Source organism: Pseudomonadota bacterium, assembly GCA_016719885.1.
Lineage (GTDB): Bacteria > Pseudomonadota > Gammaproteobacteria.
On the sequence record JADJYF010000026.1, the window covers coordinates 88460 to 105411 of the forward strand.

A 16952-nucleotide genomic window follows, 5' to 3' on the forward strand; every position below is an offset into this window, starting at 1 on the left:
GACGGGATGCCGGGCGACACGCTAACACGAATACTCGCGCGCGCACCACGGCGGCGCGCGCGGCGCTCAGGGCGCGCCGTGACTCAAGGTCGCGGCGATGTCGTGGGCAACCACGCGCGTCGCTGCACGGTTCCAATGCTTGTCCACCGGTGAAACTTCGAGATGGCGGCCGCTGCGTGCCAGGTAGTCTCGGAAGCTGGGCGCGAGATCGACCACCAGCGCGCCGTGCTCGCGTGCCACGCGCATGGCCATGTCGCGGCCCGCATCGCTGCCCGTTTCACCGCGATTGAGCGCACCGCGGTCACAATCGAACACCATCACCAGGCGTCCCTGGCGATAGGGCGCGATGCGTTCGAAGAATGTCAGCAGCGCTCGTTCGAGTTCGTCGGTGCTGAACTCCCGTGGCGGCGAACGTGGCGGCGCGGCGCCGAACGACAACGCCGCCCACGCCGTGCGCAAGCGCTGCAGCGGGTCGAAACGCAGGTGACCTAACAAGTACTGCAGCAGGGCGGAATGGCGCAGGTAGCGCTGCGCCTTCGGCGGCGGCGGCCGCAGGCTGGTGATGACCTTGCCCGTAGCGCGCTCGATACAGGGTCCATGGATGTTGCCGGAGCCACAATAGGCTTGGCGCAGATCGAAGCGCTCCAGCACCACGACGAAATCGCGAATGCCGAGGTGTTCGGACGCGTAGCGCAGGCGCTCACCATAGTCGAGCAGGCTCGAGCCAGGCCCACCCATGGCGTACACGGGGCGACCATCCAATTCCTGTTCGAGATGGGCGGCGACGCGCTCCGCCTCGGGCAGCATCGAGGCGTCGACGAAGCTGTCGCCGATCAAGGCCAGCGCGCCGCCGTCCGGCACGAAGTCTCGCGCGCTGAGGAAGCCGAGATTGTTGGCGCGGTGCGAGACCGCTTCGCTGAAATCCCAGCCCCATGAACTGCGAAACTGATGGTGGGGCCGATAGGTGATGATGAGCGGGTCGATGTAATAGCCGGTGTCGGAATAGGTGCTGGTCGGCAGCACGCGCAGCAGCGCCTCCAGCAGGAGGACCGCCAGCGCGATGCCGAACAGGGTGAGTGAGATTTTGCGCGACATGTCAGAAGTTGAAGTAGATGAACGGACTGACCGCGTCGCGGGCATCGTTGATGACCAACAGGAAGCCACACGCCACCAGTGCCGCGCCGAGACCCAGCCAGCGGAGGTCGGCGCGCCGCTGGTAACAGGACAGCGCCCGTTCGCCCAGCCAATTGGAGTTCGGCAGCAGCACCGCGATCACGGCCAATACCAGGCAATGCGCAAGCGCGCCCGGCGGGCTGAGGCCCGCGTTCCACAACACGATGGAATCACTGGCATCGCGCAGCACCGCGCCTTGCCCGATCATGCCTTTCAACACACAGGCGGCAGTGGCGAAATCAGGTGCGCGGAACAGCACCCAGGCCACCACCACCGCGCAGAACGTCAGGGCCCAGGCCAGCGCGCGATATACCGGCCAGCGCTCGAAGCCCGCCAGGCGCTCCCCCATCAGCGCGCGATAACCATGATTGATGCCGAGGTAGAGCCCATGCAAACCGCCCCAGATGACGAAGGTCCAGTTGGCGCCGTGCCACAGGCCGCCGAGCAACATGGTGAGCATGAGGTTCACGTAGCGGCGCGCACCGCCGCGCCGGTTGCCGCCCAGCGGGATATAGAGATAGTCGCGCAGGAACGTCGACAGGCTCATGTGCCAGCGCCGCCAGAAATCGGAAATATTGAGGGACTGGTAGGGTGAATTGAAGTTGTACGGCAAGCGGATGTTGAACAGCAGCGACAGGCCGACCGCCATGTCCGAATAGCCCGAGAAATCGAAATAGAGCTGGAAGGTATAGGCCAGCGCTCCCAACCACGCCTCGGCCGCCTGCAGCGCGACGCCGTCGTGGGCGGCATTGAAGATGGCGTCGGCATAGGGACTCACGCCGTCGGCGAACACTATCTTCTTGCCGAGTCCCATGGCGAAGATGGCGAGGCCGGCAGCGATGTTGGCGGCATTGATGCGATAGGTCGACGCTTCGCCGAACTGCGGCATCATCTGCGCGTGATGCAGGACCGGGCCGGCGACCAGGTGCGGGAAGTAGGTCACGAACAGCCCGTAATGTGCCACCCGGTATTCCCTGACGCTCTTCTGGTAGGCATCGGCCAGGAAAGCAATCTGCGTGAAGCTGAAGAACGAGATGCCGATGGGCAAGGTCACGGTGCCGAGCTGCACGTCGCTGCCCAGCAGCGCATTGACGCTGTCCACGAAAAAGTTCGCGTACTTGAAATAGGACAGCAAGGCGAGATTGAACACCACGCCGGCGATCATCAGCCGGCGCGCCTGGCCACGCTCGGCGGCCAGTCCGATGGCGCGCCCCACCGCGTAGTTGACCGCTATCGAAGCCAGCAGCAGCAGCGTGAAGCGCGGCATCCAGTAGCCGTAGAAGAACACCGAAGCCGCAAACAGCCACCATGCCGCCAGCTTGCGGGAATGACGCCCGAGCAGAAAAAAGCCGCACAAGACCAGCGGCAGGTAGACCAGGGCAAAGGCTAGCGTGGTGAACAGCATGACAGGGCCAGGGGGACAGGGACTCCACGGTCGACAGAATGCGCCGGACGCACATCGCAATGGCGGCATGGCGGCGCCACGACTTGAATCGGCAAGGCGCCGCCGGCAGCCGCCGATGATGACCCAAGCCGCGCCGGCCATTCAACCGCCGTTGCCAGGCCGGCGCCGCGGCCGGCGGCTTGTGGTTAGAATCACTCACCTCACGCACACAGGCCATCGCGATGGAAATCACCTCTCACTTTGCCCGCAGCGCACGCCACACCACCCACTACCTGGCCGCCGGCCCGGAGGACGGCCCGCTGTTAGTCTTCGTGCATGGATGGCCCGAGCTGTCGCGCAGTTGGCGTCACCAGCTGCCGGTGTTCGGCGGGCTCGGCTATCGCGCCATCGCGCCGGACATGCGTGGCTACGGACAGTCCTCCAACTATCGACGTCACGAAGACTACGCGCAGCGCGAAGTGGTCGCCGACATGCTCGAACTGCTGGATGCGCTGGGCGCGGAGCGCGCGGTGTGGGTGGGACATGACTGGGGCAGTCCGACGGTGTGGAGCCTGGCCAGTCATCACCCGGAGCGCTGCGTGGCGGTGGCCAACCTGTGTGTTCCGTTCGCCACCATCGAGTGTGGCTTCGACCACCTGCTGTCGCTGGTCGACCGTGAGCTTTATCCCCTCGACCAGTTCCCGGCCGGCCAATGGGACTACCAGCTCTACTACCAGGAGAATTTCGAACGCGCCGGTGCGGTGTTCGAAGCCGATCCCTACCTGACGGTGAAACTGCTGTTTCGCAAAGGCGACCCGGCCGATGCCGGCAAGCCGGCGTTCACGTCGCAGGTGCGGCGCAATGGTGGCTGGTTCGGTCCGCTGGATGTCGCGCCCGATCTGCCGCGCGATGCCGACGTTGTCACCGAGGAGGACTTGCGCGTCTACGCCGAGGCCTTGGGCCGCAACGGCTTCTTCGGTCCGGACTCGTACTACATGAACCACGCCGCCAACGCGGCCTATGGCGCGCTCGGCAGCGAGACGCTCGACATGCCGGTGCTGTTCATCGGCGCGCGCTACGACTACGTGTGCAACACCGTCACGTCACGACTGGCCGAACCGATGCGCGCGCGCTGCACGAATTTGCGCGAAGCGGTGGTGGATGCCGGCCATTGGGTCGCGCAGGAAAAACCGCGCGAAGTCAACGCGCTGCTGGCGCGCTGGCTGGCGAGCGAAGTAGCCGACAGTTGGCCCGCTCCCGCCCTGACCTGAGCACGTGCGAACAGCGTCGTAATTGAATCACTTATACTCGCGCCACCAGCAATTCCAGGGGAACACTTCATGGCACGCAAAGGCCAACTCAAACTCGATCACTACGGCGCCACCATGCCGGTCACCGGCGAAGCGGTGCAGAAGCCGCCGTTCTACTACCGCCACATGGAAATGATGTTCATCACCTACCGCACCGACGAAGATGCGGCCGCGGCGTGGCTGCCGGAGCAGATGGAACTCGATGGGCCGGCCACCGCCACCGTCATCGTCGCGCACTACGGCGCGTCGACCTTCGGCCCCTACAACGAGGCGATGATTTCGATACGCGCGCGTCTCGACGGCGAGGTCGTGAGCTATTACCCCGCCCTGTTCACTGACAACGAGGCGCCCCTGATCGGCGGCCGCGAGATCTGGGGCTTCGCCAAGAAACTCGCCAAGGTCGAAGTCCGCCACGAAAGCGAAGTGATGATGGGCTTGGTGGAACGTCCCACCGGCAATCGGCTGCTGACGGCGGTGATGCGCAAGGTCACGCCGGTGCGCACCGAGGACTTCGTACTGACCCCCAGTGTTTCACTCAAGGTCATTCCCTGCGCCACCGAGGCCCGCCGACCGGCCTTGGCGCAACTCATCGGCAGCGCGCTGGAACTCGTGCCGCACATGGGCGCCAACGGCATTCCCGACATCTGGACGGGTCCAGGTTCGCTCAACTACGACGCGCCATCGGCGGTCGACCCGTGGTACAAGCTGCCGGTGCGGGACGTGCTCGGTTGCTATGCCGGCACCTTCGACGCCGTGCTCGGCCACGGCCGCATCCTCAAGGAGTTGTAAGCGGCGACCGCCCTGCTCGGGGGCCGTCATGATGGCGGCCCTGCCCCTTCCTCAAGGCACATCACGCCGGTCGCGAGCGCCGACGTTAAGTTCGAATTAATCGCGGCCCCCTAGCATCACCGCAGCCAAGCCGGGACCGACGCCGCCAATGGCGCAGCTTGCCAAGGAGCTCCCCGTGTTCGAGTCGACTTCAATCCGCTTTCGATCTTCGCCCTGTGTGCGCTGCCTGACCGGCATGTTGCTTTCACTCGCACTGCTGCCTCTCATCTCCTGCGCACAGGACACCACGCTGGCGCAGAACTACCAGACGGCGCCGCCCAACTACCAAGCACCGGTCTATGCCGCCCAACCGACCGCCTATGGCAACGTCGGACCCGAGGCCGGACAATTCCTCGCCCCACCGCAATTGGCCGACCTGGTGGCCCGTATCGCCCTCTATCCTGACGACCTGATTGGCATCATCCTGCCCGCCTCCACCTACCCGCTGCAGGTCGTGCAGGCGGCGCGCTATCTCGACGCGGTGCGCAGCAATTCGACACTTGCACCCGACGACAGCTGGGACAATTCCGTGGTCGCGCTGCTCAATTACCCGGACGTGGTCAACATGATGAACCACGATCTCGAATGGACCGAGCGTCTCGGCCAGGCCGTGATCATGCAACAGGCCGATGTCATCAGCGCCATCGGCCAGTTCCGCGCCCAGGCCCAGGCCGCCGGCAACCTGCGCAGCGATGGGCGGCAGGTGGTGGAAATGGACCAAGGTGCGATCCGGATCCGTCCCGCCAATCCGCAGGTGATTTACGTACCGCAATACGAGCCGACGCGAGTCATCGTCTACCAGAGCGAACCGGTGCTGCGCTATTACCCGCGCCCGTGCCCGGTGTACCACTACAATTATTCGTCGGGCTACCCCAGCAGCTTCAGCAACTTCTGGGGCGTGAGCACGCTGTTCACCATCGGCTGGAGCAGCCGTCGCGTGCATCTGCACGACTACGACTTCTACGACGACCCGCGCTACGACCGTCCCCACGACGGCCGCTTCTACCGTCGCAGCCACCATGGCTGGCATGGCAATGATGACCATGATCACGATCGCGACGGCGACCGTCGCTGGCGCGACGACGATCGCCGCGACGGCCGCGATGTCGTCGGTCCCCCGACCGCCGCGCGAACGCGACTGGCAACCACGCGACGGACGCAGGCCGCGGCCCATGGGGGTCGGCGCCGGCGGCCAGGGTCGCGACGACGACCGCCGCGGCTCCGGTGCAGGCCGCGATGGTGGACGGCCGGGCGCCATACCGCTGGTCCCTCCCACACGCGGAGTCGGCGACCGCGACGCTCCGCGCGGCCGCGACGCGCAGCGCCTCGGCGATCCGCCGCAGGACAGGCGTTTCAGTCGGCCGATGCCGCCACGTGAAAACCTCGTGCGCCCGGCGGATCCGCCGCCGGCATCGCGCTTCACCACGCCGATCTCGCCCATCCCGTCGCGCGACGCCGCGCCGCGCCGCAGCGACCCGCCGCAGGACACGCGCTTCAGCCGCCCGATGTCGCCACGCAACGAGCAAGTGATCGAACGGCGGCCGTCACCGGCGCCGAGCACGGTCGGCCCGACGCGCATGCAGCGCGACAACGACAATGGACGCGGCAGCGTGCGCCAGGTCGCCCCCCCGCGTGGCGATTCGCCGAACATGTCGCCGAGTCGCCATTTCCAGATCACGCCGCCACCGGCACGCAACACCTCCAGCCGTCAGGAGTCGCGTTCGTCCCAGGGTTCGCGCGCCGGCGGGCGCGACGACAACCGGGCCGCGACCGTCAGGCAAGGTGGTGGCAGGGATGACGACGGTGGTCGCGGGCGCGGCAATCGCGACCGCTGAATGACGCGCGCGGGCGTGGCATCGCAAGCGCGGTGCCGCGTCCGCGCTACAAAGCCTCGAGGCGCCAGTCGCGCGCCGTTACCCGCAGCAGCCATCCGCCGGCGCCGCCGTGGGCACGCGCCTTGCCACTTGCGCCTGGATTGATGACCCAGGGCATGGCATCGAAGTCCGCGCAGCGGCGGTGACTATGGCCGTAAACGACCATCCGCGCCGCCGGAAATGCCGCGCGCAGGCGCGCATGCCGAGTGGCAACCCTGGGAAACTGGTGACCGTGCGCCACCGCGAGCATGCCGCCGCGCAACTCGATGCACATCGCCTGCGGCAGATGCGCGCAATCATCGCCCTCGCCCGCCGGCCATTGTCCAGGCGTGTCGTTGTTGCCCGCCACCACATACAGCGGCGCGATCGCGCCCAGCGCCGACATCACCGAGCGCGCACCGACATCGCCGGCATGCACGATCAAATCCACGCCCGTCAGTCGCTCGAGCAGCGACGGCGCCAGCACGCCGTGGCTGTCCGACAGCAGCGCGATGCAACGTGCGCCGAGGGCCTCGGCGCATACCACTTTCACGACGGTCCCTGCGCATTGTCGAGGCGCTCCAACAAGCGACGTTGGCGCTTCAGGATCACCAGCGCCGGCAGCGCCAGCACGAAAGTCGTGATGAAGAATGCCGGCCAGCCCAGCGCTTCCACCAGGTAACCGGCGGGCGGCCCGGCAAATACGCGTCCGAGGCTCGCCACCGCGCTCAGCAGCGCGAACTGGGTGGCGGTATAGCGGCGATCGCAAATCGACATCAGCAGGGCAAGGTAGGCAGCGGTACCCATGCCACCCGCCAGGTTCTCCAGCGCCACCACCGCCACCATCGCACCATAGGATTTGCCCAGCATCGCCAAGAGCGCAAAGCCGAGATTGGTCAGCGCCTGCAGCCACGCGAACAACACCAGCGCGCGATACAGGCCGAGGCGCAGCATCATGGCGCCGCCGTACAACGCGCCGCCCACCGATGCGACCAAGCCCAGCCCCTTGTAGATGGTGCCGACGTCGGTCAGCGTGAAACCGAGTTCGCCGAGCAGGAAATTGGTGGTCAATCCGCCGGCGAAGGCGTCGCCGAGTTTGTACAGGAAGATCAGCACCAGCAGCGCCACCGCCGAGTCGCGACGGAAATATTCCGTGAGTGGCTCGCGCATCGCCGCGACCAGATTGCCGGGCGCCGCCGCGACCTCGGGCACTGGCGGCCCGGCCAGGCTCGCCGCCGCGCCAATCAGCATGCACAGGCCCATGAACTCGTAGACCTTGGCAAAGCCCATCACGTCCGCCAACAGCAGTGCGCCGGCGCTCGCCAGCAGCATGCCGATGCGGTAGCCGGTCACGGCCACGCCGGCGCCGAAACCGCGTTCACGTTCGTGCAGCAGTTCGGTGCGATAGGCATCGATGGCGACGTCCTGGGTGGCCGACAGGAACGCGATGGCGACGGCCGCCAGCGCCAGGGTCGGCAGCGCGCCTGCCGCGAGGTTGCCAGCGCCCGCCATGAACAGCAGCGCCGCCAGCAACAGTTGCGCCAGCACCATCCAATCGCGCCGCCGCCCAGGCCAACCAGGCTGGTAACGATCGAGCAGCGGCGCCCACAGGAACTTGAGCACGTAGGGCAAACCGACCAGCGAAAACACGCCGATGCGACTGACCTCGACGCCCTGCACCGTCAGCCAGGCTTGCAGGGTGCCAGCGCTCAGGGCAAGCGGCAGCCCCGACGAGAAGCCCAACGCGGCGACGGTCGCCACGCGCCGATTGAACAGAGATGCAATCATCGCCGTGGGCGGCTCCGAAAATGACGATGTTGTGACTTGCCGCCCATGGGTGGCCATTGTATATCTCCAGCCCCGTTTCCCAGCCGAGACCACCGGTGGCCGTCGAAATCGAACGTAAATTCCTGCTGCGAGACGCCAGCTGGCGCGACGCGGTCACCCACAGCGAGCCCATGCGCCAAGGCTATCTCGCGGGCTCCGAGCACTGCTCCATACGCATACGCATGACCGCTATCGACGCGCGCATCAACATCAAGAGCGCAACGCTCGGCATCACCCGCAGCGAGTTCGAATACCTGGTGCCGACCGCCGATGCCGAGATCATGTTGAATTCGCTGTGCGGCGCCCGCACCCTGGAAAAGACCCGGCACTATGTTCCGCACGCGGGCCACGAATGGGAGATCGACGAGTTCCATGGCGCCAATGCCGGGCTGGTGGTGGCCGAGCTCGAACTCGGCGCCATCGACGAGGCATTCGTGACGCCCGCATGGCTGGGCGAGGAAGTGTCGGACGACCCGCGCTACTACAACTCGCGCCTCGTAGAGGCGCCGTATCACACTTGGTCGGGCGCCTGCTCGGGCCGCCGGAATTCTTGATTTTTTTGCGGAATTTACCGGCAAAAGTGCGTGCTACAATCGCTCAGGATCGAGAGTGACAGCGGATCGCGATGAACAGTCCCAGCCAGTTTCCCAGCCAGCTCATCGACCGTTTCGGCCGCACGGTGGACTACGTACGCATGTCGGTGACCGACCGCTGCGATTTCCGTTGCGTGTACTGCATGGACGAGAAAATGGAGTTCCTGCCGCGCGCGCGCATCCTGACGCTGGAAGAACTGGCGCTGGTCGGACGCGCCTTCGCTGAACTCGGCGTGCGCAAGATCCGGCTCACCGGCGGCGAGCCGCTGGTACGCAACAACGTCATCAAGCTCATTCGCGACCTGGGCGCCTTGCCGCACCTCGCGGAGCTGGTCTTGACCACCAACGGTTCCCAGCTCGAAGCGATGGCCGGCGACATACGCGCGGCCGGCGTGCGCCGCATCAATATCAGCCTCGATTCACTGGATGCCGAACGCTTCCGGCGCCTGACGCGGGTGGGCGATCTTGGCCAGGTGTTGCGCGGTATCGATGCCGCGCTCGCCGCCGGCTTCGACAACATCAAGTTGAACGCCGTCATTCTCAAGCACCGCAACGACGACGAAGTCATTCCGCTGGTCGAGTTCGCGTCCGCGCGCGGCATGGATATCTCTTTCATCGAGGAGATGCCGCTCGGCACCATTGGCGATCACGATCGCGCCGAGGCCTATTATTCCAGCGACGAGATCCGCGCCGATCTCGAACAGCGCTTCACGCTCATGCCCACCACCGACACCACCGGTGGTCCATCCAAGTATTACCGCGTGGCCGAGACCGGCACGCGGGTTGGTTTCATTTCGCCCCACAGTCACAACTTCTGCGACACCTGCAACCGCGTAAGGCTCACGGCCGAAGGCCGGCTGTTGCTGTGCCTGGGCCAGGAGCATTCGGTGGATCTCAAGCACGTGCTGCGCAGCCAGCCCGGCAATCTTGACGCACTCAAACAGGCCATCGTCGACAGCATGGCCATCAAACCCAAGGGCCACGATTTCAATCTGCACGAACAGCCCTTGATCTTCCGTCACATGAGCCACACCGGCGGTTGAGCGCCGCGCCCGCGGTCAGCCCGCCCGCCACGCAACCCAAGGCCGGCCATGCACGACATTCGCGGCGCCACCCACGATGCGTGGGGGTTGTTGCCCGGCGGTGGGCGCCGGCAGCGCGCCTTCGGTTTCGCGTCGAAATCGACGCGGCCATTGAGCCGTGAAGTCACGCGCGACGCTGCGCGGCATGGCGCATGAGCATAGCGGGCGAGGCCATCAGCGGCTGCATCCTGGCGGGCGGCGTCGGGCGGCGCCTGGGCGGTGTCGACAAGGGCTTGGTGGAATTGACCGGACGGCCACTGGTGGCCCACGTCATCGCGCGCTTCGCGCCGCAGGTCGACGGCCTGCTGTTGAGCGTCAACCGCAATCACGACATCTACCGCCGCCACTGCGCGCGGCTGGTCGACGATTCCATCGGCGATGCCGCCGGTCCGTTGGCGGGCATCGCCGCGGCCATGCGGGTCATCGACACGCCGTGGCTGGCCATCGCGCCCTGCGACAGCCCGTTTCTGCCTGCGCAATTCGTCACGCGCCTTGGCCAAGCAGTCATCGCCGCGGGCGCGGACATCGCGGTGGCGCGCACGGCCGACGGCCTGCAGCCGGTGTTCGCCGTGATCGCGCGCCGGCTGGCAGCGTCGCTGGAGGACTTTCTTGCCGACGGCGGCCGCAAGACCGATGCCTGGTACGCGCGCCACGCCTTGCTCGAAATCGATTACGAAGCCGAACGCGCGGCGTTCATGAACATCAACACGCCGGCCGACCTGGCCGCCGCGACGCAGCGGCTGGAAGCGGCATGAGGACCACCATCGATAACGTGCCGGTGATCGGCGTGATGGCAAGCAGCGGCACCGGCAAGACCACCCTGTTGCGCGCGCTGCTGCCTCTACTGCGCGCGGCCGGCCTGCGCGTCGCCTGCGTGAAGCACACCCATCACAGCATCGAAATCGACAAGCCCGGCAAGGACAGCCATAGCTTGCGCGCGGCCGGCGCCGAGCAGATGCTGCTCGCCTACCCGGGTGGCTGGGCCTTGATGGTCGATACGCCGGCCGCCGCTGGCGACGATTTCACGTCGCTGGTGCGACATCTGCAGCTCAGCACCCTCGACCTGGTGCTGGTGGAAGGATTCAAATTCGAAGACTTCCCCAAGCTTGCGCTGCATCGCTACGATCTGAGCGGCCCCTTGCAGCTGCCCGACGACAGCGGCGTGATCGCGATGGCCAGCAACCAGCAGCCGTTGCCGGTTGCCGCCACACCGATATTCGCGCTCGACGACGTTGCGTCGATTGCGAACTTCATCAGCCACCATTGCGCGCGCCTCAAGGCTGCGCGCGCCGACATTGCCAGGACATAGAGTGCGACCATGGTCATACGCGACGCCAGTTGTGACGACGACTTCGATCCGAATTCCCTGAGCTGCGAAGCAGCGCTCGCGCACATCCTCGCGCATGTGAACCCGGTGACGGGCTATGAGCGGGTCAACCTGCGCGCCGCCCTCGGCCGTGTACTGGCCGAAGACCTGCACTCGCCCTTCGACGTGCCGGCCCATACCAACTCGGCGATGGACGGCTACGCGCTCAATGCCGACAGTCTGCCCGCCCAAGGCACGGCCAAGCTCGTCATCATCGGCAGCGCGTTCGCCGGACGCCCCTACGCCGGCGACGTGCAGGCTGGCCAGGCGGTGCGCATCATGACCGGCGCCGCCATGCCGGCAGGCACCGACACGGTGGTGATGCAGGAACATGTCGCGCTCGATGGCGACCGTGTCGAACTCGACGGCCAACACAAACGCTGGCAGAACGTCCGGCAGGCCGGCGAAGATCTGAAACGCGGACAAGCAGTGTTCACCTGCGGACGCCGCCTGCAGGCACCGGATCTCGGCGTGATCGCGTCGCTCGGCATCGGCGAGGTGACGGTGCGGCGGCGCGTGCGCGTGGCGTATTTTTCCACCGGCGACGAACTGCGTTCCATCGGCGAGCAGCTCGGGCCGGGCGAGATTTTCGACAGCAACCGCTACACCCTGTACGCGATGCTGAAGCGCAGCGAAGTCGACATCATCGACATGGGCGTGGTGCGCGACAGGCGCGAGGCGGTGGAAGCGGCGCTACGCGATGCCTCCGAGTTGGCCGACGTGGTGATTACCTCCGGCGGCGTGTCGGTGGGCGAAGCCGACTACATCAAGGAAGTGCTGGCCTCGATCGGCGAAGTGCGTTTCTGGAAAGTCGCCATGAAGCCCGGCCGCCCGCTGGCTTTCGGCGCACTCGGCGCGGCGCGCTTCTTCGGCTTGCCGGGCAACCCGGTGTCGGTGATGGTCACGTTCTACCAGTTCGTGCAGCCGGCGCTGGACAAGATGGCGGGCACCACGCCCACGCCGCCGTTCCTGATCAAGGCGCGCACCAGCGGCGTGTTGAAAAAACGCCCGGGACGCATGGAATTCCAACGCGGCATTCTGAGCCGTGACGAACACGGCGAATTGTGCGTGACGGCGACCGGCGACCAGGGCTCGGGCATTCTCAATTCCATGGCGAGCGGTGATTGCTTCATCATCCTCGGCGTCGAGACCGCGCGCGTGGAAGCCGGAACCCTGGTCGACGTGCAGCCCTTCCAGGGATTGTTGTAGGTGCGAATTCATTCGCACACTGAACCGTGGCCGAGTTGCCTTGCTGTGCGTGTTGCTGCGAATGAATTCGCACCTACACGGTGAGCTGCATGCCGTCGTAGGCGACTTCCCAGCCCGCCGCCGTGACCACCGCGCGCTCCGGGGTGTCGGCAATCAGGATGGGGTTGGTGGTGTTGATGTGGATGAAAACCTTGCGCTTCACATCGAGCCCCGCGAACGCGGCAATGGTGCCGTCCTCACCTGACACGCTCATGTGCCCCATGCGTGCGCCGGTCTTGACGCCCACGCCGTCGCGAATCATCTCGTCATCGCGGAACAGCGTGCCGTCGAAGAACACCAGCGGCGCGCCGCGCAGACGCGCCGCGAGGGCGTCGGTCATGTGCGCGCATCCCGGCACGTAGAAGAAGCGCGAACGCCCGGCGCTGCGTACTTCGAGCGCGATGGTGTCTTCCTCGACGGTACCGAAGTTGGCGCCGCGATTGACGTCCTCCAGCCACAGCGCAACCTTGCCCGGCACCGAAAATGGCACCACGCTGAAACCGAGCGGGCTGCCGTCCGGGCGCGTCAGGACGCATTCCTGCTCGAGCGCCATGGCCTCACGGCTGACGAAAGCAGGATTGAGCACGTTGAAAATCGAGTTGGCCGCGAGCACCGACAGCACGCGCGCGGTGGCATAGATGCGCAGCGGTTGTGATTCACGCAGGTTCAACAGTCCCGCCACGTGATCGACATCGGCATTGGTCAGCACCGCCGCCTTGAGCGGGCTGGCGCGCAGTGCATCGCGCGGATGCAACGCAGGGGTGTCGTTGATCTGCTGGCGCAGATCGGGCGAAGCATTGAACAACACCCAGTCGACGCCATCGGCGCTCACCGCGATCGAGGATTGCGTACGGCGCGGCGCGGCGGCATCACCGGCGCGCGCGCGACGGCTGTTGGGATGGTTGCAATTCCACTGTGGGTAGCCGCCGCCCGCCGCCGAACCCAAGACCCTGACCTGCACGGCGGCGCTCTCCTACTTGTGGGCCGGCGACGACGCGAAGTCGGCGCTGCTGCCCGGCGTATTGGTTTCCACCCAGCGCGCGCCCGCGGTGGTCTGTTCCTTTTTCCAAAACGGTGCGCTGGATTTCAGATCTTCCATCACCGCGCGACAGGACTCGAACGCGTGGGCGCGATGCGCCGACCAGGTCGCGACCAGCACGATGGCATCGCCTGGTCGCACTTCACCGACGCGATGCACGATGAGAATATCGTCGAGCTGCCATTTGCGCCGCGCCTCGTCGGCGAGTCGCTCGAGATGGGCATCGGTCATGCCGGGATAGTGTTCGAGCAGCATCGATTCCACCGGCGCGCCGTCGTTGAAATCGCGCATCGAACCGGTGAAGGTCGCGAGCGCGCCGATGCTGCGCGCGCGCTCGCCCAAGGCATCCTGGAACGCGCGCAATTCGACCAGCGGGTCGAAGGCCTCGGCCAGGATGCGGACGCTCATTCAGCCCCCCGTGACCGGCGGGAAATAGGCCACTTCGTCCTGGTCGTTGAGCGCCTGGTCGAGCGTGCAGTAATCGTGATTGATGGCAACCAGCGCGCCGACCGGCAAAGGCGTGTCGCCATTGACGTCGCGCCACACGCTCTCGACCGTCATGCCCGGCACGAACGGACACTCCACCTCGCGACGCCCGACCGACTCGGCTAGACTGGCGAAAAATCGAACTCTGATAGACATCTTGAAACCCGCGGACAGCACTCATTTCTGGAAACTGGATTCTACACCAGTGCCCGGCCGCGTCATGGAGCTTGACCGATGGCCGAACTGACCCACCTCGATCAGCAGGGCCACGCGCGCATGGTCGATGTCGGCGACAAGCCCGCCACGCGCCGCCAGGCGACAGCCAGCGGCCGCATCCTCATGCAGGCCGACACCCTTGCCCGGATTGCCGCCGGCACCCACAAGAAAGGCGACGTGCTGGCGGTCGCCCGGGTGGCCGGCATCATGGCCGCCAAACGCACACCTGACCTCATCCCGCTGTGTCACCCAATCCAACTGAGCAAGGTCGAGATCGATCTGCGACTGGAGCACGAACCGCCGGCCGTGCACTGCCGAGGCACGGCTGAAACCGTCGGCCCGACCGGTGTGGAAATCGAAGCCCTGAATGCCGTCCAGGTCGCGCTCTTGACCATCTACGACATGTGCAAGGCGGTGGACCGCGGAATGCTGATCACCGACGTCGGGCTGGATGCCAAGTCCGGAGGACGCTCGGGGAACTGGGTGCGCGACGCGTGAGACGCTGGCGGCTGCGTTCGCGAAAGGAATTCCACGCCGCTCCGTGGACGACCTTGGCGGCGATTTTCCGCACCCGGTTTGGCGACTGATGATCGAGACTTACGACCAAGTTCTCATAGGCCTGGTGTCCGCGAGCGATCGCGCCGCCCACGGCGTTTATACCGATCTGGGCATCCCGGCCCTGGAAGACTGGCTCGGTCGAGCACTGAAGAACCCGCTGGTGTGGCACCGGCGCCTGGTGCCGGACGAGCAGTTCGAGATCAGCGCCGCGTTGCGCGAACTGTGCGACGTGGAACGCTGTGATCTGATCTTCACCACTGGCGGAACCGGCCCCGCCGCGCGCGACGTGACACCGGAGGCCACCTTGGCGGTGGCTGATCGCATCATGCCGGGCTTTGGTGAGCAGATGCGGCAGATCAGCCTCGCTTTCGTACCGACCGCCATTCTCTCGCGCCAGGTCGCGGTGATCCGCGGTCGTACGCTCATCATCAACCTGCCGGGACAGCCCAAATCCATTGCCGAAACGCTCGGCGGTCTGCCACAGCGCACGCCGGCGCTGCCCGGCATCTTCGCCGCGGTGCCCTACTGCCTGGATCTGCTCGATGGCCCCTATCTCGAGACTGACGCGGAAATCTGTGCTGCGTTCCGCCCCAAATCCGCCCAGCGCCACGCCGGAGACAAAGCCGCGCGCTGATGCACGGACGGCGCTTGCGTGCGTCGATGGCCGGTGCGCGCCGCGTTGTTCACTGACCCGCTAGGCGATGCGATTCACCACCGAGCGCGGAAAACTGTCGTTCAAGATCTGGCCACCGATACGATTGAGTATCGAGTTTTCTCCATCGGCAATGGTCATGGTGCGCGCATCGCGCCACAGTTTCTCGACAAGATAGGCGCGCGTCACGCCGTTCGCGCCATGCAGTTGCACGCTCTCGTCGATTACCTGCTTGGCGGTTTCCGTGGCGAAAGTCTTTGCCGCATAGGCGTACTCCGCCAACGCCGGATAGACCCGCGCATTGGTCATCCACACCGCGCGCGTGAAGGCGCGAATCGCTTCGACCTGCGTGAACATGCGATGGATGCGGACCTGCACCGCATGATGCTCGGCCAGAGGTTTGCCGCCCTGCACCCGGCTTTTCACATAGGCGAGTGCCTCTTCAAAGCCGGCACGTGCCAGCCCCAAGGCAAGCACCGCCACCGCCGTATTGCCAAAGCCGAGATTGCCCACCACCCATTCGCCATAGGTGTCCGTTCCGACGAACATCCAGTGCTGAGGAATGCGCACCTGGTCGAAGAACAATTCGCCCTGCGGCAGATCGCGCGCACCGTGCTTGTCCAGCGGTCGCCCGCGGCTGACCCCGACGAGATCGAGGGGCAGCATGCACCCACCGCCGTCCGGTCCGCGCGCCGCATCCAACTGGACATTGACCATTGCATGGGTGGCGGTCGGTCCGCACGACACCCACGCGGATTTCTGCCCGTCAAGCACCCATTCGTCGCCATCCAGCCGCGCCTGCAATTGCATGCGAATGGCGGGATCCCGCCATGACGCCGAGCCGACGTTGAGCGTATCGGAGCCATGATCGGGTTCGGTAATCGCCCAGGCGCCCGCCATGCTTGCATCGCTGCACGCGCAGAACGGTATTACGAACTCGTTGATCAGGTCCTGATTGCCAGTATGCATGAGCTTCGCGAACGGCCACGCCGCCAGCAGCAGCACCGCGGCCAGGCCCGCGCTACCCCAGCACAGTTCTTCCATCAACAGATGGCCTTGCAAAGGCGTCAAGCCGAGCCCGCCAACTTCTTCGGGAAACATGGCCTTGTGATAGCCGAGTTCATAGGCCTGGCGCAGCACCGGCCACAGCGGTGAATCGGGCGCCACCACGGCGTCGGCTGACAGACGGTCAAGCGCGATGCCGGCGGGCCGAATGACTCCGGCGGCAAAGTCATGGGCGGCGTCGCGCACCGCCTGGTCTTCGCTGCTTAGATCGAGGTTCAAGTCTAGGTAGGTCATCTCGCCTCCTGCAGCCGGCCAAGGCTAGTTGAGTGGAG

General features: G+C 65.8%; 19 protein-coding genes. 11 read left to right on the plus strand and 8 right to left on the minus strand.

The window, feature by feature from the left end; all coding sequences use genetic code 11:
• Positions 1–66: 66 nt before the first annotated feature.
• The gene (locus IPM80_21070) at positions 67–1095 is read right to left on the minus strand and encodes a hypothetical protein (GenBank protein MBK8960839.1); all 1029 of its coding nucleotides are present in this window, start codon (positions 1093–1095) and stop codon (positions 67–69) included.
• Between the two features lies 1 nt (position 1096).
• Entirely contained in the window at positions 1097–2578 is a 1482-nt protein-coding gene (locus IPM80_21075) for an MBOAT family protein (protein MBK8960840.1), read from the minus strand.
• 221 nt (positions 2579–2799) lie between these two features.
• Between IPM80_21075 and IPM80_21080 the strand changes: the two genes are divergently transcribed.
• The 4 genes from IPM80_21080 to IPM80_21095 all read left to right on the plus strand — a co-directional run bounded on the left by IPM80_21080 (position 2800) and on the right by IPM80_21095 (position 6530).
• Positions 2800–3828 carry an alpha/beta hydrolase gene (locus IPM80_21080; GenBank protein MBK8960841.1) on the plus strand — a complete coding sequence of 343 codons (1029 nt, stop codon included), beginning with the start codon at positions 2800–2802 and terminating at the stop codon, positions 3826–3828.
• Between the two features lie 69 nt (positions 3829–3897).
• Complete coding sequence (locus tag IPM80_21085) at positions 3898–4656, plus strand: acetoacetate decarboxylase family protein (protein ID MBK8960842.1); 759 nt, start codon at positions 3898–3900, stop codon at positions 4654–4656.
• Between the two features lie 175 nt (positions 4657–4831).
• The gene (locus tag IPM80_21090) at positions 4832–6073 is read left to right on the plus strand and encodes a DUF3300 domain-containing protein (GenBank protein ID MBK8960843.1); all 1242 of its coding nucleotides are present in this window, start codon (positions 4832–4834) and stop codon (positions 6071–6073) included.
• Entirely contained in the window at positions 6060–6530 is a 471-nt protein-coding gene (locus tag IPM80_21095; GenBank protein MBK8960844.1) for a hypothetical protein, read from the plus strand. The genes IPM80_21090 and IPM80_21095 overlap by 14 nt, the downstream gene beginning before the upstream one ends.
• Positions 6531–6576: 46 nt before the next feature.
• On the opposite strand, the gene IPM80_21100 is transcribed toward IPM80_21095, so the two are convergent.
• Positions 6577–7101: a metallophosphoesterase family protein gene (locus IPM80_21100; GenBank protein MBK8960845.1), complete on the minus strand. Its 525-nt coding sequence runs from the start codon at positions 7099–7101 to the stop codon at positions 6577–6579.
• Positions 7098–8336 (minus strand): MFS transporter, encoded by a 1239-nt coding sequence (locus IPM80_21105; protein MBK8960846.1) that lies wholly within the window; start codon positions 8334–8336, stop codon positions 7098–7100. The genes IPM80_21100 and IPM80_21105 overlap by 4 nt, the downstream gene beginning before the upstream one ends.
• 95 nt (positions 8337–8431) lie before the next feature.
• Here IPM80_21105 and IPM80_21110 point away from each other — a divergent pair, with 95 nt between their 5' ends.
• The 5 genes from IPM80_21110 to IPM80_21130 all read left to right on the plus strand — a co-directional run bounded on the left by IPM80_21110 (position 8432) and on the right by IPM80_21130 (position 12625).
• Positions 8432–8929: a CYTH domain-containing protein gene (locus tag IPM80_21110; GenBank protein MBK8960847.1), complete on the plus strand. Its 498-nt coding sequence runs from the start codon at positions 8432–8434 to the stop codon at positions 8927–8929.
• A 71-nt stretch (positions 8930–9000) separates the two neighbouring features.
• On the plus strand, positions 9001–10011 hold the full coding sequence (gene moaA, locus IPM80_21115; GenBank protein ID MBK8960848.1) for a GTP 3',8-cyclase MoaA: 1011 nt from the start codon (positions 9001–9003) through the stop codon (positions 10009–10011).
• 191 nt (positions 10012–10202) lie between these two features.
• Entirely contained in the window at positions 10203–10805 is a 603-nt protein-coding gene (gene mobA, locus IPM80_21120) for a molybdenum cofactor guanylyltransferase (GenBank protein MBK8960849.1), read from the plus strand.
• Positions 10802–11359, plus strand: a complete 558-nt coding sequence (gene mobB / locus IPM80_21125; protein MBK8960850.1) for a molybdopterin-guanine dinucleotide biosynthesis protein B — start codon at positions 10802–10804, stop codon at positions 11357–11359. The genes mobA and mobB overlap by 4 nt, the downstream gene beginning before the upstream one ends.
• Positions 11360–11368: 9 nt before the next feature.
• Positions 11369–12625 carry a molybdopterin molybdenumtransferase MoeA gene (locus tag IPM80_21130; GenBank protein MBK8960851.1) on the plus strand — a complete coding sequence of 419 codons (1257 nt, stop codon included), beginning with the start codon at positions 11369–11371 and terminating at the stop codon, positions 12623–12625.
• 73 nt (positions 12626–12698) lie between these two features.
• Here the strand turns inward: IPM80_21130 and pqqB are convergent, their stop codons facing one another.
• Genes pqqB through IPM80_21145 form a run of 3 tightly spaced genes read right to left on the minus strand, consistent with a single transcriptional unit; the run spans position 12699 to position 14345 of the window.
• On the minus strand, positions 12699–13625 hold the full coding sequence (gene pqqB / locus IPM80_21135) for a pyrroloquinoline quinone biosynthesis protein PqqB (GenBank protein MBK8960852.1): 927 nt from the start codon (positions 13623–13625) through the stop codon (positions 12699–12701).
• A gap of 12 nt (positions 13626–13637) precedes the next feature.
• Positions 13638–14111, minus strand: coding sequence for a molybdenum cofactor biosynthesis protein MoaE (locus tag IPM80_21140; GenBank protein ID MBK8960853.1), 474 nt, complete (start codon positions 14109–14111; stop codon positions 13638–13640).
• Entirely contained in the window at positions 14112–14345 is a 234-nt protein-coding gene (locus IPM80_21145; GenBank protein ID MBK8960854.1) for a MoaD/ThiS family protein, read from the minus strand.
• A gap of 78 nt (positions 14346–14423) precedes the next feature.
• Between IPM80_21145 and moaC the strand changes: the two genes are divergently transcribed.
• Positions 14424–14903 carry a cyclic pyranopterin monophosphate synthase MoaC gene (gene moaC, locus IPM80_21150; GenBank protein MBK8960855.1) on the plus strand — a complete coding sequence of 160 codons (480 nt, stop codon included), beginning with the start codon at positions 14424–14426 and terminating at the stop codon, positions 14901–14903.
• 88 nt (positions 14904–14991) lie between these two features.
• Positions 14992–15597, plus strand: a complete 606-nt coding sequence (mog, locus tag IPM80_21155) for a molybdopterin adenylyltransferase (protein MBK8960856.1) — start codon at positions 14992–14994, stop codon at positions 15595–15597.
• Positions 15598–15657: 60 nt separating this feature from the next.
• Here mog and IPM80_21160 read toward each other — a convergent pair whose 3' ends face one another.
• Positions 15658–16914 carry an acyl-CoA/acyl-ACP dehydrogenase gene (locus tag IPM80_21160; protein MBK8960857.1) on the minus strand — a complete coding sequence of 419 codons (1257 nt, stop codon included), beginning with the start codon at positions 16912–16914 and terminating at the stop codon, positions 15658–15660.
• Positions 16915–16952: the final 38 nt, after the last annotated feature.